The organism is Actinoplanes nipponensis, assembly GCF_016862275.1.
Taxonomy (GTDB): Bacteria; Actinomycetota; Actinomycetes; order Mycobacteriales; family Micromonosporaceae; genus Actinoplanes; species Actinoplanes nipponensis.
On record NZ_BOMQ01000066.1, the window covers coordinates 68267 to 90239 of the forward strand.

The window sequence follows — 21973 nt, forward strand, 5'->3', positions numbered from 1 at the left end:
CATGCGCCGCGTTCTCGCCCTGCTGGGCCTGCTCGTCCTCGTGCTCGCCGGCTGCACCACGCACCGGCGCGACGAGCCCGAACCCACGCCGTCCCCCGACCTGACCAGCCCGCCGGTGGCGGTCGCCGTCAACGAGGGACCGTTCGAGGCGGGCCCGTTCGCGGCGCCGGCGCAGGGGGCGTACCTGGGCGCCTGGATCAAGCCGGACGCGCTGACCCACGCGGGCCGGGTCGAGGCGGTCGACCGGCTCGAGGAGGATCTGGGGCGGCCACTGGACATCGTCAACACCTACCGGCGCTTCGACCAGATGGTCGGCACCGCGTCGGACGACGAGTTCCTGGACACCGGGGCCACGCTGATGGTCAGCTGGGCCACCGGCGACAACCGGTCGATCGTGGCCGGCGAGCACGACCGGCTGATCCGCCGGCAGGCCAAGGCGATCCGCCGCGTGGACAAGCCGGTGCTGCTGCGGATCCGCTGGGAGATGGACCGGCCCAACCTGCGCGCCACGATGTGGTCCGGTCCGGACTACATCGCCGCGTACAAGCACATCCGGGAGATCTTCGCCGAGCAGCGGGTGCACAACGTGTCCTGGGTCTGGTGCCCGACCGCGGAGGGCTTCATCCGCGGTGACGCGCCGGCCTTCTACCCCGGCGACGACGCGGTGGACTGGACCTGTGTGGACGTCTACGCCGGCAGCCAGTTCCAGCCGATCGGGCAGCTCATGGGCCCGTTCCTGCAGTGGGCGGCGCAGCGGCCCAAGCCGATCATCATCGGCGAGTTCGGGGTCGCCCGGGTCTGGGGCTCGGCCGGGCGGGCGGCCTGGCTGGCCGACGCGGAGCGCACGTTCAAGGCCAACCGGCAGATCAAGGCGGTCGTGTACTTCGAGTCCGACCCCGAGGGCAACGGGCCCACCCAGCAGTTCCGGCTGGGCGACGACAAACCGGCGTTCCAGCAGTTCACCCGGCTGACCCGGGACCCGTACTTCAACCCGGGGTAGGGCGGGCGGCCGCGGGCCCGTACGGCTCACCGGCGGGCCGCGGCCCCGGCCAGCAGCCGCATCGCGTACGGGGCGTCGTGCTTGAGGTAGCGCCCGGCCAGCCGCCCCGGTTCGGTGCCCAGCCGGTGCGCCCATTCCAGGCCGGTCTTCTGCATCCACCGGGGCGCCCGCTCCACGTCGCCGGCCACGAAGTTGACCGCCGCGCCGCAGCCGATGAACCAGGCCCGCGGCAGCTCCGCCCGCAGCCGGGTGATCACGGCCTCCTGCTTCGGGAAGCCCAGGCCGACGAAGACCAGGTCGGGCCCGGCCCCGGCGACCTCGCGGCAGAAGTCGGCATAGGAGCGCGCGTCGCGTTCGAAGCCGAAGGACGGGCACAGCGTGCCGGCGATCCGCAGTCCCGGGCAGTCCCGGGCCAGGCGGCCGGCGGCCCGGGTGGCGCCGTCCTGGCCGCCGGCGGCCGCCGGCGCCCCGCCGACGACGAAGACCGACCGGTGGTCGCGGGCCAGGCCGCGGGAGAGCGACCAGATCAGGCTGCTGCCGGCCACGCGTTCCGGCAGCGGGCTGCCGCTGAGCTTGCTGGCCCAGACCAGCGGCATCCCGTCGGCGACGACCAGGTCGGCGTCGTCGAGGTAGGCGCGGACCGCTTCGTCGTCCTGGGCCTGACGCAGGATGTCGACGTTCGGGGTGAGGATGCGCCCGCCGCGGCCGACGGCGATCGCCTCCCGGACCACCGCCACCACTTCCGCCTCGGTGATGCGGTCGAAACCTGTGCCGTCGAGATGTACCCGGTCGAATGCCTCGATGGTCATGCCACGCCTCCTTCGGCCTCGCTCGCTCGTTATACGAGCGAAACGAGCGAAGGTGGGCCAAAGTGGCACGGGTTCTGTATTTGGGTGGATTAGGACGAAGCGGGACGACGCTCGTGGAGCGCCTGCTCGGCGAACTGCCCTCCGTGTGCTCGCTGGGCGAGATCGTCCACCTCTGGCAGCGCGACATCCGCGACGACGAGCGGTGCGGCTGCGGCGCCCGCTTCTCGGCCTGCACCTTCTGGAAGCGGGTCGGCGAGCACGCGTTCGGCCACTGGGGCAATGTGGACGTCGAGCGGGTGCACGCGCTGCGCGGCACGGTCGAGCGCACCCGGCACATCCCCCGCCTCGCCGGCGCCCAGCTGCCGCCGGCCCAGCGCGCCGACGTCCGCGAGTACGCGAGCTTCTACGCCAAGGTCTACGCCGCCGCCGCCGCGGTCTCCGGCGCCCGGGTGGTCGTCGACTCCTCCAAGCACAGCGCGCTGGCCCACGTGCTGCGTTGGGCGGACGACGTCGACCTGCGGGTGGTGCACGTGGTGCGGGACGCGCGCGGGGTCGCGTACTCCTGGACCAAGACCGTCGCCCGGCCGGAGTCGGACGGCAGCGCCGAGATGACCCGCTACTCCCCCGGCCGCTCGGCCCTGCTGTGGAACGCCCACAACGCCGCCTTCGGTCTGCTCGCGCGCCGCGGCGTCCCGGTCCGCCGGATCCGCTACGAGCAGTTCCTCACCGACCCGCGGGCCGCGCTGCGCGAGCTCGCCGAGTACGCCGGCGTCGCGGTCACCGAGGCCGACCTGGCCTTCCTCGGTGACGGCTACGCGGACCTGCGGGTCGGCCACAGCGCGGCTGGCAACCCGATGCGCTTCAGCATCGGCCGGCTGCCGCTGCGCCGCGACGACGCCTGGGTCCGCGCGCTGCCCCGCGGCCAGCGCCGGCTGGTCGGCGCGGTGTGCGCCCCGATGCTCCGCGCGTACGGCTACCCCCTCAACCCCGCAGCAGTGCCCCAGGAGGCGTGATGAACTGGCCGTCCGTCGGTGTCGTGATCCCCACCCGCAACCGCCCCGAGCTGGTCCGCAAGGCGATCGCCGCGGTCCGCGAGCAGCAGTACCCGGGCCCGCTGAAGATCGTGGTGGTCTACGACCAGACCGAGCCCGACTACCTGCTGGCCTCGACCGACGGCATCCCGGTGCTGGTGCTGACGAACTGGCGCACCTCCGGGCTGGCCGGCGCCCGCAACACCGGCATCCTGGCCCTGGACAGCGAGTACGTGGCGTTCTGCGACGACGACGACACGTGGGCGCCGGACAAGCTGCGCCGCCAGGTGGCCGCCCTGGTGGCCGAGCCGGACTCCGAGATGGCCACCTGTGCGATCGAGGTCGAGTACGAGGGCCGCACCACCCCGCGGCTGGCCGGGCGCAGCCGGGTGACGGTGGACGAGCTGGCCCGCTCGCGGATGGCGATGCTGCACTCGTCGTCGTTCCTGATCCGCCGGGAGGCACTGGCCGCCTCGGCCATCGGGCTGGTCGCCGAGGACGCCCCGGGCAGCCAGAACGAGGACTGGGACCTGCTGCTGCGGGCCGCTCGCCGGGCCCCGATCGTGCACCTGGACGAGCCGCTGGTCCGGGTCCTGTGGGGCCGCAGCTCGCACTACGCCTACGAGTACGCCACCAAGATCTCCTCGCTGCGCTGGATGATGCAGCGCCACCCGGAGATCAGCGGCTGCCGCCCCGGCGCGGCCCGCGTCTACGGTCAGCTCGCGTGCTGGTCCGCGGCGACCGGCAACCGCAGCCAGGCGTGGCAGTTCAGCAAGGAGGCGGTCCGGGCCAACTGGAAGGAGCCGCGGACGGCGATCGCCCTCGCCGCGATGACCGGCGCGGTCAAGGTGGAGAACGTGCTGTCGGCCCTGCACAAGCGCGGCCGAGGTATCTGACACACCATCTTTCGCGCACAGCCGATCAGCGGGTAGTGTTCGCCCGTGTTCGAATTCGTGCGGTTATCCCGGCGCAGCGACGGTGAGTGCTGATGCTGGCCCAGCAGCGCCAGGCGGCGATCCTCGACCGGGTCCGGGCGGCCGGCGGCGTCCGGGTCAGCGAACTGGCCAGCGAGTACGGCGTCTCCGACATGACCATCCGCCGCGATCTCGAGACCCTGGCCGACCGCGGCCTGCTGGCGAAGGTACACGGCGGCGCCACCACGGTCAGCCCCGGATCCGCCCACGAGCCGGGCTTCGCGGCCAAATCGGTGCGGCAGCGCGCCGAGAAGGCGGCGATGGCCATGCGCGCCGCCGCCCTGGTCTCCCCGGGCGACGCCATCGCGCTGTCGGCCGGCACCACGACCGCGGGCCTGGCCCAGCGGCTCGTCGACGTGCCCGCGCTCACCGTGGTCACCAACTCCATCCCGGTCGCGGACGTCTTCTACCGCGCCGGACGCCCGGACCAGACCGTGGTGCTGACCGGCGGGACCAGAACCCCGTCGGACGCCCTGGTCGGGCCGGTGGCGGTCGCCGCGATCGGCACGCTGCACCTGGACATGCTGTTCCTCGGCGTGCACGGGATGAGCGAACGGGCCGGCTACACGACGCCGAACCTCATGGAGGCGGACGTCAACCGGGCACTCGTGGAGGCGGCCGAGCGGCTCGTGGTGCTGGCCGACCACACCAAGTGGGGCACCGTGGGCATCTCCTCGATCGTGCCGCTGGACCGCGCCGACGTGGTGATCACGGATGACCAACTGGACGAGGCCGCACGTGCGGTCCTGGTGGAACAGGTGAACGAGCTGATGGTGGTAAGCGCTTCATGATCAGTCAGCGGACCGCGATCCGGCTCTCCGACGGCCGGGAGCTCATCTACTTCGACGAGGCCACCGACGCCGAGCGGGGCAAGTGGCAGGACACCCGGCAGCTGCCGCCCCCGCCGCCGACCTCGCAGCTGCGGTACGACCCCCTGGTCGACGAGTGGGTGGCGGTGGCGGCCCACCGGCAGACCCGCACGTTCCTGCCGCCCAGCGACAAGTGCCCGCTCTGCCCGTCGACGCCGGAGTTCGCCAGCGAGATCCCGGCGCCGGACTACGACGTGGTGGTCTTCGAGAACCAGTTCCCGTCGTTCAGCGACCGGGTCGCCCCGGACGAGATCACCTCGCTGACGTCGATGGTGCCGGTGCGCCCGGCGGTCGGACGCTGCGAGGTGGTCTGCTTCACCAGCGACCACACCAGCTCCTTCGGCTCGCTGCCGCCCGCGCGGGTCCGCACGGTGCTCGACGCGCTGGCCGACCGCACCACCGAGATGTCCGCGCTGCCGGGTATCGCGCAGGTGTTCCCGTTCGAGAACCGCGGCATCGAGATCGGCGTGACCCTGAGCCACCCGCACGGGCAGATCTACGCGTACCCGGTGGTGCCGCCGCGCACCGAGGCGATGCTGCGGGCCGCCCGCCGGCACGCCGAGCGGACCGGCGGGCGCAACCTGTACGAGGACGTGCTGGCCGCCGAGCGCGAGGCGCAGGTGCGCGTGGTGGCGGCGAACGAGCACTGGACGGCGTACGTGCCGGCCGCGGCCCGGTGGCCGTACGAGGTGCAGATCGCCCCGCACCGCCGGGTCGCCGACATCCCGGCCCTCGACGACGCCGAGCGGGACGCCTTCGGGCCGCTCTACCTGGACGTGCTGGCCCGCTTCGACGCCCTGTTCGGCCAGCCGATGCCCTACATCTCGGCGTGGCACCAGGCCGTCGTGGGCGCGGGCCGCGAGCTGGGCTACCTGCATCTCCAGCTGTTCAGCATCCGGCGCGCGGCGGACAAGCTGAAGTACCTGGCGGGCTCGGAGTCGGCGATGGGCGCCTTCATCAACGACATCGTCCCGGAGGCCGCCGCGCAGCGGCTCCGGGAAGCGGGCTGAGCGGAAGAAGGGGGCGGGGGGCCTCGGGACAAAGGCCCCCCGCAGGGAAGGGACGGCAGGCGTGATCGCCCACTGGCCGCACGCCGCCCCCAGAACCGGTCGGCGCCCGGGACAAGGCAGCCGGACCGGCGGGCGACTGGGAGCTTCCCGCGGCCGTCATCCGTTTCATTGAGGCAAACGACCAGCCATACCCCGAAGTTACGGCGGTAAACATCCCTTTTACGCGGAATTATCCGCGCACAAAGGCCGCCGGCGGACGCCGGCGGCCTTGTCGGTTACGAGGATCAGGCGAGCTTGCGGGCCAGGTTCTCGTCCAGGGCGTTCATGAACTCGTCGGTGGTCAGCCACGGCGCGTCCCGCGAGATGAGCAGCGCGAGGTCCTTGGTCATCTGACCGCCCTCGACCGTCTCGACGCAGACCCGCTCCAGCGTCTCGGCGAACTCGGTGACCGCCGGGGTGCTGTCGAGCAGGCCGCGGTGCTTGAGGCCGCCGGTCCAGGCGAAGATGGACGCGATCGGGTTGGTCGAGGTCTTCTCGCCCTTCTGCCACTGCCGGTAGTGCCGGGTGACCGTGCCGTGCGCGGCCTCCGCCTCGACGGTCTTGCCGTCCGGGGTCATCAGCACGGAGGTCATCAGGCCGAGCGAGCCGAAGCCCTGGGCCACGGTGTCGGACTGCACGTCACCGTCGTAGTTCTTGCAGGCCCAGACGTAGCCGCCCTCCCACTTCATGGCCGCCGCGACCATGTCGTCGATGAGGCGGTGCTCGTAGGTGAGGCCGGCGTCCTTGAACTGGTCGGCGAACTCGGTCTCGAAGATCTCGGCGAACAGGTCCTTGAACCGGCCGTCGTACGCCTTGAGGATGGTGTTCTTGGTCGACAGGTAGACCGGGTAGTTGCGGGCCAGGCCGTACCGGAACGAGGCGCGGGCGAAGTCGCGGATCGAGTCGTCGTAGTTGTACATCGCCATCGCGACGCCGCCGCCGGGGTAGTCCGCGACGTGGAACTCCATCGGCGCGGAGCCGTCCTCGGGCGTGAACGTGACGGTCAGCTTGCCCGGGCCCGGGGTCACGAAGTCGGTGGCCTTGTACTGGTCGCCGTGGGCGTGCCGGCCGATGATGATCGGCTTGGTCCAGCCCGGCACCAGCCTGGGTACGTTGGACATGATGATCGGCTCGCGGAAGACGACGCCGCCGAGGATGTTGCGGATCGTGCCGTTCGGCGACCGCCACATCTTCTTGAGGCCGAACTCCTCGACGCGGGCCTCGTCGGGAGTGATCGTCGCGCACTTGACGCCGACGCCGTGCCGCTTGATCGCGTTGGCCGCGTCGATGGTCACCTGGTCGTCGGTCTCGTCGCGGTACTGGATCGACAGGTCGTAGTACTCGAGGTTGACGTCGAGGTACGGCAGCACCAGCTGCTCGCGGATCTGCTTCCAGATGATCCGGGTCATCTCGTCGCCGTCGAGCTCCACGACCGGGTTGTTGACCTTGATCTTCGCCATCGACCGGCGCTCCTCTCCGGGACACGTGCTTCTAGCAGTACGAGCGTACTGCAGGTTGGGTGAAGATCGCCCCCGGGGTGAGAATGGGGACCATGTCCGTACTCCGGAAGATCGGCCCGCTGACCGTCATCGCCCTGCAGGACGCCGAGGGCCCGCACTTCGACCGGCGCGAGGACGCGATCCCCGGGGCCACGCCGGAGCAGTGGGCCGCCGCCGACGAGCGCGACCCGGGCGCGCGAACCGCGGACGGCCGCTGGTGGTTGCGCTTCCGGAGCTTCGCGATCCGGTACGGCGACAGCGGCCCCGTGACGCTGGTCGACGCGGGAATCGGCCCGGCGCACTCGCTCGCCGCCGACTGGGCGCCGGTGCCCGGACGACTCCCGGACGAGGTGGCCGCCGCCGGCATCGCCGCCGAGGAGGTCGAGGCGATCGTGCTCACCCACCTGCACACCGACCACATCGGCTGGGCGGTCCCGGCGGACTCGCCGTACCGCAACGCGCGGGTGATCGTGCAGCGGGCAGAGGTGGCGGCCTTCGCGGCCGCCCGCCAGGAGGCCGCGATGCTCCAGCCGCTGCGCGAGCAGGGACGGCTGCAGGTCGTCGACGGCGACACCGAGCTGGGCCGCGGCGTCCGCATCCTCGCCACGCCCGGGCACACACCGGGACACCAGTCGGTGCTGGTGGACGACGGCGACGAGTCGGTGCTGATCACCGGGGACCTGCTGGTGCACGCGGTGCAGCTGCTGGACCCGTCGCTGGCCTACGGTCACGACATGGACATCGAGCTCGCCCGCGAGAGCCGCCGGTCGGCGCTCGCCGCGGCCGCAGCCCGCGGCTCATGGCTGGCGGTCTCGCACCTGGGCCGGCCCTACTGCCGTGCGCCTCTCGTATAGTTGGGCCGAGGTTGCGATTCCGTGCAGGAGGTTCCCATGACCGCCGCGCTCAGTGGGCTGCCGCCCGCGGACGGCTGGACCGTCGACGACCTTCAGGCCCTGCCCGATGACGGCGTCCGCCGCGAACTCATCGATGGAGCGCTGCACGTGCCCCCCTCACCCACCAGCATCCACCAGGTCATCGCCATGCGCCTCGGTGTCGCGCTCGAACAGACGTGCCCGGACCACCTCTTCGTGAGTCAGGCCAACGACGTCGAGCTCAGCTCCCGCCGGATGTTCATCCCCGACGTGCTGGTCACGACGTTCGAGGCGGCCCGCCGCCGGTCCGGCAGCTTCCTGGCGGACGAGGTCGTGCTGGCGGTGGAGATCGTGTCGCCGGGCTCGCAGAGCGTGGACCGGGTGCTCAAGCCCGCGCTCTACGCGAAGGCCGGCATCCCGCACTTCTGGCTGATCGAGACCGACGGCGGCATCACGGTGCACACCTTCCGGCTCGACAGCGGCGCGGAGGTCTACGAACCGTCGGGCTCGTTCACCGACGTGATCAGCACCGACAGCCCGTGGCGCCTCGAGATCCCGGTCGCCGGGCTGCGTCCCCGCAATTTCTGAAGGCCCGGGGCGTCGCCCCGGGCCTTCAGCACCACCACGATCAGAGCGACGCGACGTCCGCCTGCTTGGCGCGGACCGCCTCGGCGGCCTCCTTGAGACCCGCGAGCTCGGTGTCGGTGAGCTTCTCCTCGACGACCTTCTTGATGCCCTGCGCGCCCACCTCGGCCTCGACGCCCAGGTAGACGCCGTTGATGCCGTACTCGCCGTCGACCCAGGCGCAGACCGGCAGCACCTCGCCCGAGTCCTCCGCCACGGCCTTGGCCATCCGGGCCGCGGCGGCCGACGGGGCGTAGTACGCCGAGCCGGTCTTCAGCAGCGCCACGACCTCGGCGCCGCCGTTGCGGGTGCGGACGACCAGTTCCTCGATCTTGTCGGCGGGCAGCAGGTCGGACAGCGGCTTGCCGTCGACGGTGCAGCGCGACGGGACGGGCACCATGGTGTCGCCGTGCGAGCCGAGGGTCAGCGCCTTCACGCTCTTGACCGGCACCGCGAGGGTCTCGGCGATCGAGTTGGTGAAGCGGGCCGTGTCGAGCACGCCGGCCTGGCCGAACACCCGGTTCTTGGGGAACTGCGTGGCGATCTGGGCCAGCGCGGTCATCTCGTCGACCGGGTTGGAGACCACGATGACCACGGCGTTCGGCGCGTACTTGGCGATGTTCTCGGCGACCGTACGCACGATCTTGGCGTTGACCTCGAGCAGGTCCATCCGGCTCATGCCCGGCTTGCGCGGCAGGCCGGCGGTGACCACGACGACGTCGGAACCCTCGATGGCCTCGTAGCCCTCGCCGTTGGGGCCGGTGGTGACGCCGACGACCTTGGTCTCGAAGCCCTCGATCGGGCGGGACTGGTTCAGGTCGAGAGCCAGACCCGCGGGCTTGCCCTCGATGATGTCGGTGAGCACCACGGTCTCGAAGATGTCGTACTCGGCCAGACGCTGTGCGGTCGTGGACCCGTAGAAACCGGCGCCTACGACGGTGACCTTCTTGCCCATGTCTCTCACTCCCAGTCGGCGGGACGCTTTTTCCGGACCGTATCAGTCGGTTAACGCCGCATTACCGGGCAGGGCCGTCCGGGGCGAGGTTAGCCACTCACCTTGGCGCCGTACGCCGTGGCGAACTGCACCGCCTGGGCCATGTCGATCTTGGTGGCGTCCAGCCGGAGCCCGTGCAGCGCCACCCCGTCCAGGTCGGCCCCGCGCAGGTCGGCGCCCTTGAGCAAGGTGTCCTTGAGCCGCGCGTGCGACAGGTCGGCGCCGCGCAGGTCGGCCCGGGTCAGGTCCGCGCCGGTGAAGTCGGCCTCCCGCAGCCGCAGGCCGCCCAGCTTGGCGGCGGTGAGGTTCTGCCCGCGCAGCGAGACGAAACCCCAGTCGCCGCCGTCGATGGTCAGCGGCCGCAGCCCGCAGTCCAGGAACTGCGACCCGGTGAGCTTGCAGCCGGTCAGGACCGCGTCGAAGAACGAGCAGCGCCGCAGCACCGACTGGGTGATCGCGCAGTTGCTCAGCTCGGCGGCGTTGAACCGCACGTTGCCGAACTCGCAGTGCGTGAACGTGCACCCGGACAGCTTCGCCTCGGACCAGTCGACGTCGTGGAACGCGCAGTCCTCGTAGTGTGCGCGTTCCACCTCGGTCAGGGCCCAGTCCTGGCCGGCGAAGGTCTGGTTCCGGACGACGTCCATCAGTGGTAGAAGTGCCGCGTGCCGGTCAGGTAGACGGTCATCCCGGCCTTCTCGGCCGCCTCGATGACCACGTTGTCGCGGATCGAGCCGCCCGGCTGCACGACCGCCTTGACGCCGGCCGCGATCAGCACCTCGAGGCCGTCCGGGAAGGGGAAGAACGCGTCGGACGCGGCCACGCTGCCCTTGGCCCGGTCCGCGCCGGCCCGGTTCACCGCGAGGTGCGCCGAGTCGACCCGGTTGACCTGGCCCATGCCCACGCCGACCGTCGCGCCGTCGTGGGCGAGCAGGATCGCGTTGCTCTTCACCGAGCGGATCGCCCGCCAGGCGAAGGCCAGGTCCGCGAGCTCCTCGGCGGTGGCGGCCGCGCCGGTGGCCAGCGTCCAGTTCGCCGGGTCGTCGCCCTCGGCGTCGATCCGGTCGGACATCTGCACCAGCACGCCGCCGCCGACCTGCTTGACCTCCGCGGGCGGCGGGTTCCAGGCCGGCGCCACCAGCACGCGCAGGTTCTTCTTCTCGCGGAAGACCGCGAGCGCCTCCTCGGTGAACGACGGCGCGACGATCACCTCGGTGAAGATGCCGTCGAGCTGCTGGGCCAGCTCCACCGTCACCTGCCGGTTGACCGCGATGACCCCGCCGAACGCCGACACCGGGTCGCAGGCGTGCGCCTTGCGGTGCGCCTCGGCGACGTCGGCGCCGACCGCGATGCCGCACGGGTTGGCGTGCTTGATGATCGCCACGCACGGCTCGGTGAAGTCGTTGGCCGAGCGCCAGGCGGCGTCCGCGTCGACGTAGTTGTTGTAGGACATCTCCTTGCCGTGCAGCTGCTCGGCCTGCGCGAGCCCGGCCGGCGCGTTCGGGTCGAGGTACAGCGCGGCCTGCTGGTGCGGGTTCTCGCCGTACCGCAGGGCGCTCCCGCGCCGCAGGGCCAGCCCGGCGAACTCCGGCCACTCCGAAGGCGCCAGCGTCGTCGCGCACCAGTTGGCCACCGCGACGTCGTACTCGGCGATGTCGGCGAAGGCGCGGGCCGCGAGCAGCTTGCGCTGCGTCAGCGAGAAACCGCCGTCGCGCAGGGCGTCCAGGATCAGCGGGTACGCCGCCACGGACGTCACCACCGCCACGGACGGGTGGTTCTTGGCCGCCGCCCGGACCATCGCCGGGCCGCCGATGTCGATCTGCTCGACGCACTCGTCCACGCTCGCGCCGGACGCCACCGTCTCGGTGAACGGGTACAGGTTGCTGACCAGCAGGTCGAACGGCTCGATGCCCAGCTCGGACAGCTGCCCGGCGTGGGTCTCCAGCCGCAGGTCGGCCAGCAGGCCGGCGTGCACCTTGGGGTGCAGCGTCTTGACCCGGCCGTCCAGCGTCTCCGGGAAACCGGTCAGCTCCTCGACGCGGGTCACCGGCACCCCGGCGGCCTCGACGGTGGACGCCGTGGAGCCCGTGGACACGACCTGCACCCCGGCGGCGTGCAGCGCCTGCGCGAGCTCGACCAGGCCGGTCTTGTCGTACACGCTCAGCAGCGCCCGCTTGATCGGGCGGCGGCCCTCGTCCGGGGTCATGGGATGGAGACCTTTCTGTCGGTGATGGTCCAGCCTTCGCGGACCAGCCGGCCCACGTACTCGACGAGCTGCCGGCGCTCGGCTTCCTTGATCCGCTCGGTCAGCGCCGCCTCCGTGTCGTCGTCGAGCACGGGGACGCTGACCTGCGCGATGATCGGTCCGGTGTCGACGCCGGCGTCGACGAAGAACAGCGTCGCCCCGGCGATCTTCACGCCGTAGGCGAGGGCGTCGCGGGGGCCGTGGATGCCCGGGAACGACGGCAGCAGCGCGTTGTGCGTGTTGACGTAGCGGTCCCCGAACGCGGCCAGGAAGTCCCGGCCGACCAGCTTGAGGAAGCCGGCGGAGATGACCAGGTCGGGCTTGTGCTCGGCGACGTGCGCGGTGAGGGCGGCGTCCCACTCGTCCCGGGTCGGGTAGGCCTTGACGGAGTCGACGAAGGTCGGCACGCCGGCGGCGGCCGCTCGGTCGAGCCCGGCGATGCCGTCCCGGTCGGCGCCGACGGCCACGACCTTCGCGCCGTACGCGGGATCCGCGGCGGCGTCCAGGAGGGCCTGCAGGTTGCTGCCGGAGCCGGAGACGAGGACGACCAGGCGGGCGGGCGCGGGGTCTGTCACCCGAGCACCCTATCGCCGGGCCTGCTCGCGGCGGTAAACGGGTCGTTTCGAGGACAGCGGAAAGGGCTGATCATCAGTTAGGCTGCGGGCCGCTCACGCGATGGCCCGCGTGTGCTCAGTTTGCACATCACCGCGAAACGCGGATTTACCTGGAGGATTCACCCGTGACGCCACCGCCTTACTACGGTCAGCAGCCGCCCGCAGCGCCGGGCAACGACAAGGTGACGCTCTGGGGCGTCCTCGGCATCGTGTTCGCGTTCTGCTGCGCCCCGCTCGGCATCGTGTTCGCCGTGCTGAGCCTGCTCGAGGCCAAGAAGGTGGGCAAGCAGCCCACCCTCGCCTACATCGGCTTCGGCCTGGCCGCCCTGCTCATCGTGGTCAACATCATCGTTGCCGCCACGGGCGGGTACGCCAACTTCGGCAACTGAACCGACCGGCGTGACGAAGGGCGCTCCCGTTCGCGGGGGCGCCCTTCCGCTTGCCCGGCTCAGCCGCGGGCCGGGGCGCGGAAGGCGCGGCCCGCCGCCGCGCCGATGCAGGCCGAGACCGCCACCACCGTCGTCGCGATCAGCGCGACGTGCCACGGCACCGGGCCGATCTCGGAGAGCCGGCCGTCGCCCAGCGAGCCGCCCGACAGCCAGGACAGCAGGCCCAGCACCAGCCCGGCCACCGGACCGGACAGGGCCGCCGCGCCGAGCACCAGCGACCAGCCCGGCTCCACCGGCGCCGGGTCGCCCGGGACGCGGCCGTGCACCAGGTGGCCGTCGACGACATGGTGCAGGTTCACCAGGCGGCGGGTCAGCAGCCAGCCGGCCGCCATGGCTGCCAGCACGGGCACCGCCAGCAGCGCCGCGCCGCTCGCCCCCATCGGGCCGTCCGGGAGCCCGGCGAGCAGCGGCACGGTCGGCAGCGGCCCGACGGTCACCTCGGTGACCCGGACCGCCGAGTCGGCGCCCAGCAGGAAGCCCGGGCCGAGCAGGTACGCCGCCGCCCAGACCACCCCGTTCGCGCCGTAGGCCAGGCTGAGCAGCGTGATGCCGGCCTGACCGGCGACCCCGGTCCGGTACGCCGAGATCATGTCCGCCGCCTGCCCCCCGCCCACGGCCACGGACAGCCCGGCGAGGGCCGCACCGGCGGCGAGGATCAGCAACGCCGCCACGACCCCCGTCCGCAGGCCGTGCCGCAGCGCCGGCGGGATCCGCCGGGCCAGCACGACCAGCGCGTCCGTGCCGCGCAACGAGCCGATCAGGGAGAACACCAGCCCGGCGAGGAAGAAGTGCACCGCCGAGCGGACGGCCGACACCTCGGTGCCCCGGCCGTCGACGATCAGCGCGGCCAGGGCGCCGAGGATCGCGTACGAGATCGCGATCGTGCCCGCGACCAGCAGGGCCGCCCGCGGTGAGCCGCTGCGCCGGGCCCCGATGGCCCGGGTGACGTGCAGGCCGGCGCGGTTGAGCCGCCAGCCGGCCAGCAGGGTCAGCAGCAGCGGGGCGAGGCCGAGCGGGCCGATGGAGGTGCCGATCGGTACGCCGTGGCCGAGCAGCCAGCCGGCCAGCCCGGCGTGCGCGGCGCCGCCCAGCCCGCCCTGGCCCTCCAGGGTGCGGGCCAGTCCGATGACCGCGGCCACCGGCACGTACGCCACCAGGGCGGCCCAGCAGGTCGCGAAGGCCGCGGCGACCGGCAGCGGGGCCCGCCCCCGGGCCGCCGGCGGACGGCGCTGACCGGGCAGTTTGACCGTCTGGTGGTTACCCGGGTCGAGCCGCACGGTGGGGTGCCCGGCCGGGTCCACCGGGACGGTCCGGTGGCCGGCGGGGGCCGCGGGGCGCACCGACACCGTCTCGCGGGCGGCAAGGTGAACGGCCTCGGCGGCCTCGAACTTCTCCTCCGAGCCGGCGGGTCGACCGTCGCGACGGTCGGGGGTGGTCGGCATCCCGGCCTACTTTTCCACGCCGGGCGGCCTGCGGCGACGCAGAAACGGCGACGCGCCGCACATCGATCGCCGGAAAGCTGGGAAAACCGGCGCCGGGCCCCCGGGCGCGGGCCGGGTGGGCGCTCCGGCGCTGCGGAAAGCCGCTACGGACAGCGGCGCGCCGCGGTGCGGACGGTGACCGTCCGTGCCGCGGCGCGCCTGTGGCCGTACCAAAATCAGCTCATGACCTCGCGCATGAGCCGCGCGGTCTCGCTCGGGGTCTTGCCGACCTTGACGCCGGCGGCCTCGAGGGCCGCCTTCTTGGCGTCGGCGGTGCCGGCCGACCCGGAGATGATCGCGCCGGCGTGACCCATGGTCTTGCCGACCGGGGCGGTGAAGCCGGCGATGTAGCCGACCACCGGCTTGGTCACGTTGGCCTTGATGAATTCGGCCGCCCGCTCCTCGGCGTCGCCGCCGATCTCACCGATCATCACGATCGCGTCGGTCTCCGGGTCCTCCTGGAAGGCCTTGAGCGCGTCGATGTGCGTGGTGCCGATGATCGGGTCGCCGCCGATGCCGACCGCGGTGGAGAAGCCGATGTCGCGCAGCTCGTACATCAGCTGGTAGGTCAGCGTGCCGCTCTTGCTGACCAGGCCGATGCGGCCGCCGGGGGTGATGTCGGCCGGGATGATGCCGGCGTTGGAGGCGCCGGGCGACGCGATGCCGGGGCAGTTCGGGCCGATGATCCGCGTCTTCTGCCCCTGGGCGACGTTGTGCGCCCAGAACGCGGCGGAGTCCTGCACCGGCACGCCCTCGGTGATGACCACGGCCAGCGGGATCTCGGCGTCGATCGCCTCGAGCACGGCGGACTTGGTGAACGCCGGGGGCACGAAGATGACCGACACGTCGGCGCCGGTCTCCTTCATCGCCTCACCGACGGACGCGAAGACCGGCAGCGAGGTGCCGTCGAAGTCCACGGTCGTGCCGGCCTTGCGCGGGTTGACGCCGCCGACCACGTTGGTGCCCGCGGCGAGCATCCGGCGGGTGTGCTTGGAGCCCTCCGCGCCGGTCATGCCCTGGACGATGACCTTGGAGTCCTTGGTGAGCCAGATAGCCATGTCGTCACTTCCCCGCAGCTGCGAGCTCGGCGGCACGCTCGGCCGCACCGTCCATGGTGTCCACCCGCTGCACCAGCGGGTTGTTAGCCGCGTCCAGGATCGCCCGGCCGGCCTCGGCGTTGTTGCCGTCGAGGCGGACCACGAGCGGCTTGGTGACGGCCTCGCCGCGCTCGCCGAGCAGGGCGAGCGCCTGGACGATGCCGTTGGCGACCTCGTCGCAGGCGGTGATGCCGCCGAAGACGTTCACGAAGACCGACCTGACCGCCGGGTCACCGAGCACGATCTCCAGACCGTCGGCCATCACCTGCGCGCTGGCGCCTCCGCCGATGTCGAGGAAGTTGGCCGGCTTGACGCCGCCGTGCCCCTCGCCCGCGTACGCGACCACGTCGAGGGTCGACATGACCAGGCCCGCGCCGTTGCCGATGATGCCGACCTCGCCGTCGAGCTTGACGTAGTTGAGGTTCTTGGCCTTGGCCGCCTGCTCCAGCGGGTCGACCGCGGACTGGTCGATCAGCGCCTCGTGGTCGGGGTGCCGGAAGCCGGCGTTCTCGTCCAGGGTGATCTTGGCGTCCAGCAGCAGCACCCGGCCGTCGCCGACCTTGGCCAGCGGGTTGACCTCGACCAGCGTGGCGTCCTCGGCCACGAAGGCCTGCCAGAGCTTCACCGCGATGTCGACGATCTGCTCGGCCACCTCGGCCGGGAACTGGGCGGCGGCGACGATCTCGCGCGCGGTGGCCTCGTCCACGCCCTTGCTGGCGTCGATGGCGATCTTGGCGACCCGCTCCGGGTCCTCCTCGGCGACCGTCTCGATCTCCATGCCGCCGGCGACGCTGGCGATGCAGAGGAAGGTGCGGTTGGCCCGGTCCAGCAGGTAGGAGAAGTAGTACTCGTCCTTGATGTCCGCGGTCTCGGCGAGCATCACCTTGTGCACGGTGTGGCCCTTGATGTCCATGCCGAGGATGTCGGTCGCCCGGGCCTGCGCCTCGTCCGCGCCGTCGGCCAGCTTGACGCCGCCGGCCTTGCCCCGGCCGCCGACCTTGACCTGCGCCTTGACCACGACCTTGCCGCCGAGGCGCTCGGCGATCGCGCGGGCCTCCTGCGGGGTCTCGGCGACGCCGCCGCCCAGCACGGGCAGCCCGTGCCGTTCGAACAGGTCGCGCCCCTGATACTCGAACAGGTCCACGTGTCTCCTTTCGCTCGCGACGCTTGCCCCGGCAAGCCGCGTACCTGCGTCCCGACCTGATGTCCGCGGCGCGTCGTTGCGTCGCCGCCAGCGTGAGAGAAATGTCGGCCCTGGGGCCTCATTTCGCAGCCTAGCCACCCCACCACCGGGAGCGCCGCCGCGGGTGCACGGTGTGCAAGACCACACAGCGCCCGGGGCCGACCGGCTAGGCGAGCTGGACGCGGCCCGCGGCGAAGTGGGCGACCGCCTGGAGGATCTCCTGCTCGCTCTTGTCGGCGAAGTTGAGCGTCGCGGTGAAGCCGGTGCCGAAGAACGCCTTCATGACGCCGGCGTCGAGCGCGGTGAACGCGCCGAGGTTCTGCTCGGCCCGCGGGTCGCGCGGGGCGACGCAGAGCATCTTCTCCAGGCTCCAGCGGCGCCGGGAGATCAGTCCGATCGCCTCCCAGGGCAGCCAGATGGCCTGGCCCCGGGTCGGCCGGGTCTTGATCCACAGCCCGGCCGGGCCCACCGCCAGCACCGGGCCGCCGGAGGTGAGCAACCAGATCTGCAGCCCGAAGAGGGCCACGAAGAACAGGGCGATGAGGCCGAACATGGCCAGCAGGGCGACCGCGTTCTCGGAACCGATCGCGCCCAGGCCCAGGACACAGCCGAGGACGGCGAGCACGGCCAGGGTGAAGCCGCCGAAGAGGAACACGCGCTTGCGCACGCTCGGCCGGACGACGAAGGGCTGGTCGGCGGGGATGCGGGGGACCACGGGGTAGGGCTGCACGGTGCGAGAGGGTACGCGGCACCCCGCGAAAAAGTCGCCCCGAGCCGCGTAACCCGGTCCCCGGGGCGTCGTTGAGTGTGATGTCGGACGCTTAGCGCCGGCGAGAGCGGCCGATGCCCTGTCGGTCGAGGGGTGGCGGCGGGGCATCGTGCATAGAGAGGCCGGACGTGTGAGGGGTGCGTCCGGCCTCTCCCTTACCTTCGATTGACGCTTCGCAGTTATCTGGTCACGCTACGGGCGTGGCCACATTGGCGCGTACCCATTCGATGATGGATGCGGTCGTGGCGCCCGGCGTGAAGATATGGGCGACGCCGATCTTCTCCAGTTCGGTTATGTCGTCGGCCGGAATGATGCCGCCGCCGAATACCACGATGTCGGCTGCATCACGTTCGGCCAGCAGTTCCACCACCCGCCGGAACAGCGTCATGTGCGCACCGGACAGCACCGAGAGCCCGATGGCGTCGGCGTCCTCCTGGATGGCGGTCTCGACGATCTGCTCGGGCGTCTGGTGCAGGCCCGTGTAGATGACCTCCATGCCGGCGTCCCGCAGCGCCCGCGCGACCACCTTGGCGCCCCTGTCGTGGCCGTCCAGGCCTGGTTTGGCGACGACGACCCTGATCCGTGCTTGCATCTGCGACCCCTTCGGCGCTCACCGGCTGCACTGCCGGCCGACCCGGAAACTGCCACCTGAACGAACGGTAACCCGGGACGGTTGAACCGAGGAAGCCGCCGCCCCGTACTACCGGCCGCGACCAAGACCATCGACACGGCCCAGGCAAGCACCATTTACCGTATTCCACGTCACATGACTTTGGGTTAGAGACCCCGTTACGGAGAGCCAACGCACTTTCGCCTCAGAATTGCCACCAACTCGGACATTCGCCCCCTAAAGCCGACAGAGAACTGTCAGGGAATTGGCGCTGCGACTTGTACCCGGCGTTGCGTTTCGTTACCGTGGCCCACGGCTGTCAACCGGTTAACACCGGACCGACGGCTCGGCAAACCACCGACCAGCATCTGTTCCAGCCCGGTGGCTGCCGCTCTTTGCCACCGACGGAGGGTTGTTCGTGCGTCAGCGCTTGTCGTCTGAGCCCGACCGCTATCGCGGCCGTCGCCGTGTACCAACCCCTCCGCGCAGCCGCTACGCCGTCGTCGTCACGTCGGCGTTCGTCGGCGCCGGAGTGGTCGCGCTGGGAGCCGCCTCGCAGCTCCCGGACGCCAAGGCCGTCAACCCGACGGTCCTGCAGAACCTCGAGGAGGCGGCGTCCACCGGTGACGCCCTCGCCGCACGCAACGCCGACGGCCAGCGTGCCTCCCGCGGTGAGCAGCGCGACTCCGAGGTCAAGATCACCGAGGAGCAGGCCGAGGCCGACGCCTGGCGACTCCCCCTCGAAGACTTCCAGTTCACCTCCGCCTACGGCGTCCGCTTCGGCAAGCTGCACGCCGGCATCGACCTGGCGGCGCCCGAGGGCACCCCGTACAAGGCGGTGCACGCCGGCGTGGTGACCGCGGCCGGCCACAACGGCGGCTACGGGTACGCCATCACCATCAGGCACCCCGACGGCACCGAGATGATCTACGCACACTCGCGGCGGCTGCTGGTCAAGGCGGGCGACACCGTCAAGGCCGGGCAGGTCATCGGCCAGGTCGGCAACACGGGCTACTCGTACGGCACCCACCTGCACCTCGAGGTGCACGTCAAGGGCGCGCCGACCGACCCGATCGTCTTCCTGCGCGAGCACGGCGTCGACATCAAGCTGCAGATCGAGTCGCCGTACGGCGAGCTCGCCGCCTCCTGATCCCGCTCCACCCACCGCCGGGCCGCTGACGGTCCGGCGGTTCTCCATGTCCGCAACCGTCCCGCTACCGGGCCGGTTGCGCCGGGCGCACTCCGCTCAAGATCCGCGGGACGGTGCCGACAGACAGATGTCGGCCACCGAGACCTGGAGGGTCACCCCGTCGTGCAGCATCGTGCCAACCGGAACGTCCGCGGTCGCCACCGCAGAACGACGGCGCTGCACAGCCACCGCGCCCCGAGCACCCCCGTCACCGAGAAGGGCCGCTACGCCGTGGCGGCGGCCCTGGTCGCCGGCGTCGGCGTGGCCGGGCTCGCGGCGGCCACCGACAGCACCTCGTCCACGCCCGCCGCCGCCCGGACCAGGCAGGCCGCCGCGCCGGCGCCCCTCTCCCCCACCCCGGACGTGCCCTCGCCGTCCCCGTCGGCCCCACCGGCCCCAGCGCTCAGCCCGTCGGCGTCGCCCGGGCCGTCCCAGTCCGCTTCCGCCGCGGCGATGACCCTCGCGCTCGGCGACGAGGGTCTCCCCTTCGTCCCGCAGGCCCGCAAGGACAAGCCGCTGCCGCTGTGGGTCAACCCGCTACCGGAAGGCGCCACGACCTCCTGCTTCGGCCAGCGCTGGGGACGCCTGCACGCCGGGGTCGACCTGGCCGCCCCGGACGGCACCCCGATCCGGGCCGCCGGCGCGGGCGTCGTCGTGGCCGCCGGCCCGGCCGAGGGCTACGGCAACGCCGTGCTGATCGACCATGGCAACGGCTACCTCACCCACTACGGCCACATGTCGGCCATCACCGTGGCCCTCGGCCAGCAGCTCGCCGCCGGTGACCAGATCGGCAACGAGGGCTCGACCGGCCACTCGACCGGCCCGCACCTGCACTTCGAGGTGCACGAGGGCAGCTACAAGAACCCGATCGAACCGACCGCCTGGATGCACGAGCACGGCGTCGACATCGCCGGCTGCGGCCTTGTAGGCCCTCAATAGAAGTGGCCGGCTACCGCCGCGACGGCACGGCCGGTCTGATCGATACCCGGGTCATCCGGGGCCGCGGCGGCAGAGTGGATCCACGCTGGGATGACGCGGTCCTCGACATCGGTGAGCCGCTCATCGACCGGACCGACAACCGTTACCGCGCCATGGCGCTGACGCCAGCCGGCCGGAGCCTGCTCGAACAGCTCCGCCGACCAAGCATCCGCAGACTCCTTGACCGCTACGCCCCACCTCGAAGCCGAACAGAAAAGGTCAACAAGGAGGTGCAGAACTACGAGTGATCCGGAACGTCAACTCCTGGTCCCGGCCTCCACGCCGAAGTCGGCCATCGCCAGCCCTGGACACCGCCATCAGATAGCCGCCCGGTCAGCTGGCCGGCAACTCCAGAGGCGCGGTGATGGCGAAGTTCTGGTTGATCATCTCCACCAGCGCTGTCCCTCGCGGGCCGAGTCCGATCTGCTCAGCCCACTTGGCCGAAGCATTCAGGAAGCCGACCAAGTCCCGCTGGACGCCAAGCAGGAGTTGCGGCAGCTCACGACATGGAAAGTCGACTCGCTGCTCGGCCCACTTTCAGCCCGGCGGCCACGCTCACCATTCGGCCCGCCGTCCTGCCACACCCGCAGATCCAGGCCAATGACCTCAACCTCCGGGCCGGGATCATGCCCGCCCAACCCGGTCGGTGAGGACGACGACCGCAACTTCGTGAGTGATCTTCATGCACGGCGCCCCTAGCTGGTATGCGGACGGCGTAGCAATTGACCTACCCTCACGCATACTCCTGTTCCAGGTTGGCCAGGTCGCGGTTGGCGAACTGCACGTGCGCCCACTGGTCGTTGAAGATGACTTGCAGGCATTTAGCCGCAGTGCGTTCACCTGGCGGCGGGCAGCCGAGCGCGGTGTTCGGCCCCCGCACCCGGTCCAGCTCCTCCTGTGTGACCTCCGCCAGATACGCGCGCAGATCGGCGATCCGTTCGGCGCGCACGGCGAGGATCTCGCTGAGGGTCGGCGCGGCCGACTCGTCGATGCCGAACTCGGCGGCGTTGGTGGTGAACGATGCGGGCACGCCGATCGGATGGAACGGGTGCGGCCGAAGGGCCGCCGCATGGCCGTACCAGGCGTCCAGGACGAAGATCGTGTGGCGCAGGGTCTGGGCGAGCGACCATTCGTCGTTCACTGATCTGTAGGCGGCTTCCTCCGGCAACGCGCTCGCGCGTCGGACGGTCGCTTGCCAAAGCTCCTCGATGACATCCACCGCGTCGCGCATCGTCTCGGGTGTGGCCGGCTGCAGTCGCAGCCGTTCGGGGTGCAAGCGATCCAACTCGGCCTCAATCAACGGCATGACCTCCACGCCATTGATGCGCAGCCCGTCGATCGCCCCGTCGATGTCGGCGTTGAGCAGCAGCACGCCACGCATCCGGGCGCCGCTGAGATCCACCTCGCGGAAGGTCGCGCTGGCCATTGACAAGTCGATGAACTCTGCACCCTCGTAGTCGGGCTGCTGCACGAATCGTGTCATCGGCACATCGTAGGAATCGGGTACGACAAGACCGCCAAGTCAAGATCCAGTCACCACGTGCTGCCAGCGCCCCACAACCGCGCCTTCTCCTGCCTCACCAACTCGGGCACTGGACTCGCCTACCCACAGCATCGGCTCCGACATTTCTGACGGGAAC

At 71.4% G+C, this 21973-nt stretch carries 23 protein-coding genes; 11 read left to right on the forward strand and 12 right to left on the reverse strand.

The features are described from left to right. Nucleotide 1 precedes the first annotated feature (1 nt). Entirely contained in the window at nucleotides 2-1000 is a 999-nt protein-coding gene (locus Ani05nite_RS29255; RefSeq protein WP_203773688.1) for a glycosyl hydrolase, read from the forward strand. 26 nt (nucleotides 1001-1026) lie between these two features. On the opposite strand, the gene Ani05nite_RS29260 is transcribed toward Ani05nite_RS29255, so the two are convergent. Next, entirely contained in the window at nucleotides 1027-1809 is a 783-nt protein-coding gene (locus Ani05nite_RS29260) for a WecB/TagA/CpsF family glycosyltransferase (RefSeq protein ID WP_203773690.1), read from the reverse strand. A gap of 62 nt (nucleotides 1810-1871) precedes the next feature. On the opposite strand from Ani05nite_RS29260, the gene Ani05nite_RS29265 reads away from it, so the two are divergent. The 4 genes from Ani05nite_RS29265 (at nucleotide 1872) to galT (ending at nucleotide 5693) form a co-directional block, all read left to right on the forward strand. Further along, nucleotides 1872-2822, forward strand: a complete 951-nt coding sequence (locus tag Ani05nite_RS29265) for a sulfotransferase (RefSeq protein ID WP_203773692.1) — start codon at nucleotides 1872-1874, stop codon at nucleotides 2820-2822. Beyond that, nucleotides 2822-3736 carry a glycosyltransferase family 2 protein gene (locus tag Ani05nite_RS29270; RefSeq protein ID WP_203773694.1) on the forward strand — a complete coding sequence of 305 codons (915 nt, stop codon included), beginning with the start codon at nucleotides 2822-2824 and terminating at the stop codon, nucleotides 3734-3736. The genes Ani05nite_RS29265 and Ani05nite_RS29270 overlap by 1 nt, the downstream gene beginning before the upstream one ends. Before the next feature lie 92 nt (nucleotides 3737-3828). After that, nucleotides 3829-4605, forward strand: a complete 777-nt coding sequence (locus tag Ani05nite_RS29275; RefSeq protein ID WP_203773696.1) for a DeoR/GlpR family DNA-binding transcription regulator — start codon at nucleotides 3829-3831, stop codon at nucleotides 4603-4605. Beyond that, entirely contained in the window at nucleotides 4602-5693 is a 1092-nt protein-coding gene (gene galT, locus Ani05nite_RS29280; protein WP_203773698.1) for a galactose-1-phosphate uridylyltransferase, read from the forward strand. The genes Ani05nite_RS29275 and galT overlap by 4 nt, the downstream gene beginning before the upstream one ends. A 284-nt stretch (nucleotides 5694-5977) precedes the next feature. Here galT and Ani05nite_RS29285 read toward each other — a convergent pair whose 3' ends face one another. Then, entirely contained in the window at nucleotides 5978-7192 is a 1215-nt protein-coding gene (locus tag Ani05nite_RS29285; protein WP_203773700.1) for an NADP-dependent isocitrate dehydrogenase, read from the reverse strand. Between the two features lie 92 nt (nucleotides 7193-7284). Between Ani05nite_RS29285 and Ani05nite_RS29290 the strand changes: the two genes are divergently transcribed. Both Ani05nite_RS29290 and Ani05nite_RS29295 read left to right on the forward strand, forming a co-directional pair. Next, nucleotides 7285-8085, forward strand: a complete 801-nt coding sequence (locus tag Ani05nite_RS29290) for an MBL fold metallo-hydrolase (protein ID WP_203773702.1) — start codon at nucleotides 7285-7287, stop codon at nucleotides 8083-8085. A 36-nt stretch (nucleotides 8086-8121) separates the two neighbouring features. Next, a complete protein-coding gene (locus Ani05nite_RS29295) occupies nucleotides 8122-8691 on the forward strand; it encodes a Uma2 family endonuclease (RefSeq protein WP_203773704.1) in 570 nt (189 codons plus the stop codon). A gap of 40 nt (nucleotides 8692-8731) precedes the next feature. Here the strand turns inward: Ani05nite_RS29295 and mdh are convergent, their stop codons facing one another. The 4 genes from mdh to purN all read right to left on the reverse strand — a co-directional run bounded on the left by mdh (nucleotide 8732) and on the right by purN (nucleotide 12538). Further along, entirely contained in the window at nucleotides 8732-9682 is a 951-nt protein-coding gene (gene mdh / locus Ani05nite_RS29300) for a malate dehydrogenase (protein ID WP_203773706.1), read from the reverse strand. Between the two features lie 89 nt (nucleotides 9683-9771). After that, complete coding sequence (locus tag Ani05nite_RS29305) at nucleotides 9772-10365, reverse strand: pentapeptide repeat-containing protein (RefSeq protein ID WP_203773708.1); 594 nt, start codon at nucleotides 10363-10365, stop codon at nucleotides 9772-9774. Beyond that, nucleotides 10365-11924: a bifunctional phosphoribosylaminoimidazolecarboxamide formyltransferase/IMP cyclohydrolase gene (gene purH, locus Ani05nite_RS29310; RefSeq protein WP_203773710.1), complete on the reverse strand. Its 1560-nt coding sequence runs from the start codon at nucleotides 11922-11924 to the stop codon at nucleotides 10365-10367. Before purH ends, Ani05nite_RS29305 begins: the two co-directional genes overlap by 1 nt. Next, nucleotides 11921-12538: a phosphoribosylglycinamide formyltransferase gene (gene purN, locus Ani05nite_RS29315; protein ID WP_203773712.1), complete on the reverse strand. Its 618-nt coding sequence runs from the start codon at nucleotides 12536-12538 to the stop codon at nucleotides 11921-11923. The genes purH and purN overlap by 4 nt, the downstream gene beginning before the upstream one ends. Nucleotides 12539-12702: 164 nt before the next feature. On the opposite strand from purN, the gene Ani05nite_RS29320 reads away from it, so the two are divergent. Continuing rightward, on the forward strand, nucleotides 12703-12966 hold the full coding sequence (locus tag Ani05nite_RS29320; RefSeq protein ID WP_203773714.1) for a DUF4190 domain-containing protein: 264 nt from the start codon (nucleotides 12703-12705) through the stop codon (nucleotides 12964-12966). Between the two features lie 59 nt (nucleotides 12967-13025). Here Ani05nite_RS29320 and Ani05nite_RS29325 read toward each other — a convergent pair whose 3' ends face one another. The 5 genes from Ani05nite_RS29325 to icmB form a co-directional block, all read right to left on the reverse strand. Then, complete coding sequence (locus tag Ani05nite_RS29325) at nucleotides 13026-14468, reverse strand: cell division protein PerM (protein ID WP_203773716.1); 1443 nt, start codon at nucleotides 14466-14468, stop codon at nucleotides 13026-13028. 215 nt (nucleotides 14469-14683) lie between these two features. Further along, nucleotides 14684-15565 carry a succinate--CoA ligase subunit alpha gene (gene sucD, locus Ani05nite_RS29330; protein WP_203773718.1) on the reverse strand — a complete coding sequence of 294 codons (882 nt, stop codon included), beginning with the start codon at nucleotides 15563-15565 and terminating at the stop codon, nucleotides 14684-14686. 4 nt (nucleotides 15566-15569) lie between these two features. After that, nucleotides 15570-16748 (reverse strand): ADP-forming succinate--CoA ligase subunit beta, encoded by a 1179-nt coding sequence (sucC, locus tag Ani05nite_RS29335; RefSeq protein WP_203773720.1) that lies wholly within the window; start codon nucleotides 16746-16748, stop codon nucleotides 15570-15572. A 205-nt stretch (nucleotides 16749-16953) separates the two neighbouring features. Next, nucleotides 16954-17517 (reverse strand): hypothetical protein, encoded by a 564-nt coding sequence (locus Ani05nite_RS29340; RefSeq protein WP_203773722.1) that lies wholly within the window; start codon nucleotides 17515-17517, stop codon nucleotides 16954-16956. Nucleotides 17518-17743: 226 nt separating this feature from the next. Beyond that, the gene (icmB, locus tag Ani05nite_RS29345) at nucleotides 17744-18148 is read right to left on the reverse strand and encodes a coenzyme B12-dependent isobutyryl CoA mutase small subunit (RefSeq protein WP_203773724.1); all 405 of its coding nucleotides are present in this window, start codon (nucleotides 18146-18148) and stop codon (nucleotides 17744-17746) included. Between the two features lie 436 nt (nucleotides 18149-18584). Between icmB and Ani05nite_RS29350 the strand changes: the two genes are divergently transcribed. The 3 genes from Ani05nite_RS29350 to Ani05nite_RS29360 all read left to right on the forward strand — a co-directional run bounded on the left by Ani05nite_RS29350 (nucleotide 18585) and on the right by Ani05nite_RS29360 (nucleotide 20581). Next, nucleotides 18585-19316 carry a M23 family metallopeptidase gene (locus tag Ani05nite_RS29350; protein ID WP_203773726.1) on the forward strand — a complete coding sequence of 244 codons (732 nt, stop codon included), beginning with the start codon at nucleotides 18585-18587 and terminating at the stop codon, nucleotides 19314-19316. 162 nt (nucleotides 19317-19478) lie between these two features. Beyond that, the gene (locus tag Ani05nite_RS29355; RefSeq protein ID WP_203773728.1) at nucleotides 19479-20294 is read left to right on the forward strand and encodes a M23 family metallopeptidase; all 816 of its coding nucleotides are present in this window, start codon (nucleotides 19479-19481) and stop codon (nucleotides 20292-20294) included. A gap of 2 nt (nucleotides 20295-20296) precedes the next feature. Next, complete coding sequence (locus Ani05nite_RS29360; RefSeq protein WP_203773730.1) at nucleotides 20297-20581, forward strand: hypothetical protein; 285 nt, start codon at nucleotides 20297-20299, stop codon at nucleotides 20579-20581. 485 nt (nucleotides 20582-21066) lie between these two features. Here Ani05nite_RS29360 and Ani05nite_RS29365 read toward each other — a convergent pair whose 3' ends face one another. Further along, nucleotides 21067-21816 carry a DinB family protein gene (locus tag Ani05nite_RS29365; protein WP_203773732.1) on the reverse strand — a complete coding sequence of 250 codons (750 nt, stop codon included), beginning with the start codon at nucleotides 21814-21816 and terminating at the stop codon, nucleotides 21067-21069. Nucleotides 21817-21973 lie beyond the last annotated feature (157 nt).

Bases quoted from the DNA above. Each gene is read 5' to 3' on its own strand.
- purH (WP_203773710.1), bottom strand. From the start codon at position 11,924: ATGACCCCGGACGAGGGCCGCCGCCCGATCAAGCGGGCGCTGCTGAGC.
- Ani05nite_RS29295 (WP_203773704.1), top strand. From the start codon at position 8,122: ATGACCGCCGCGCTCAGTGGGCTGCCGCCCGCGGACGGCTGGACCGTC.
- Ani05nite_RS29275 (WP_203773696.1), top strand. From the start codon at position 3,829: ATGCTGGCCCAGCAGCGCCAGGCGGCGATCCTCGACCGGGTCCGGGCG.
- sucD (WP_203773718.1), bottom strand. From the start codon at position 15,565: ATGGCTATCTGGCTCACCAAGGACTCCAAGGTCATCGTCCAGGGCATG.
- icmB (WP_203773724.1), bottom strand. From the start codon at position 18,148: ATGCAAGCACGGATCAGGGTCGTCGTCGCCAAACCAGGCCTGGACGGC.
- Ani05nite_RS29305 (WP_203773708.1), bottom strand. From the start codon at position 10,365: ATGGACGTCGTCCGGAACCAGACCTTCGCCGGCCAGGACTGGGCCCTG.
- Ani05nite_RS29260 (WP_203773690.1), bottom strand. From the start codon at position 1,809: ATGACCATCGAGGCATTCGACCGGGTACATCTCGACGGCACAGGTTTC.
- Ani05nite_RS29255 (WP_203773688.1), top strand. From the start codon at position 2: ATGCGCCGCGTTCTCGCCCTGCTGGGCCTGCTCGTCCTCGTGCTCGCC.
- Ani05nite_RS29290 (WP_203773702.1), top strand. From the start codon at position 7,285: ATGTCCGTACTCCGGAAGATCGGCCCGCTGACCGTCATCGCCCTGCAG.
- galT (WP_203773698.1), top strand. From the start codon at position 4,602: ATGATCAGTCAGCGGACCGCGATCCGGCTCTCCGACGGCCGGGAGCTC.
- Ani05nite_RS29365 (WP_203773732.1), bottom strand. From the start codon at position 21,816: ATGACACGATTCGTGCAGCAGCCCGACTACGAGGGTGCAGAGTTCATC.
- Ani05nite_RS29285 (WP_203773700.1), bottom strand. From the start codon at position 7,192: ATGGCGAAGATCAAGGTCAACAACCCGGTCGTGGAGCTCGACGGCGAC.
- Ani05nite_RS29325 (WP_203773716.1), bottom strand. From the start codon at position 14,468: ATGCCGACCACCCCCGACCGTCGCGACGGTCGACCCGCCGGCTCGGAG.
- mdh (WP_203773706.1), bottom strand. From the start codon at position 9,682: ATGGGCAAGAAGGTCACCGTCGTAGGCGCCGGTTTCTACGGGTCCACG.
- Ani05nite_RS29270 (WP_203773694.1), top strand. From the start codon at position 2,822: ATGAACTGGCCGTCCGTCGGTGTCGTGATCCCCACCCGCAACCGCCCC.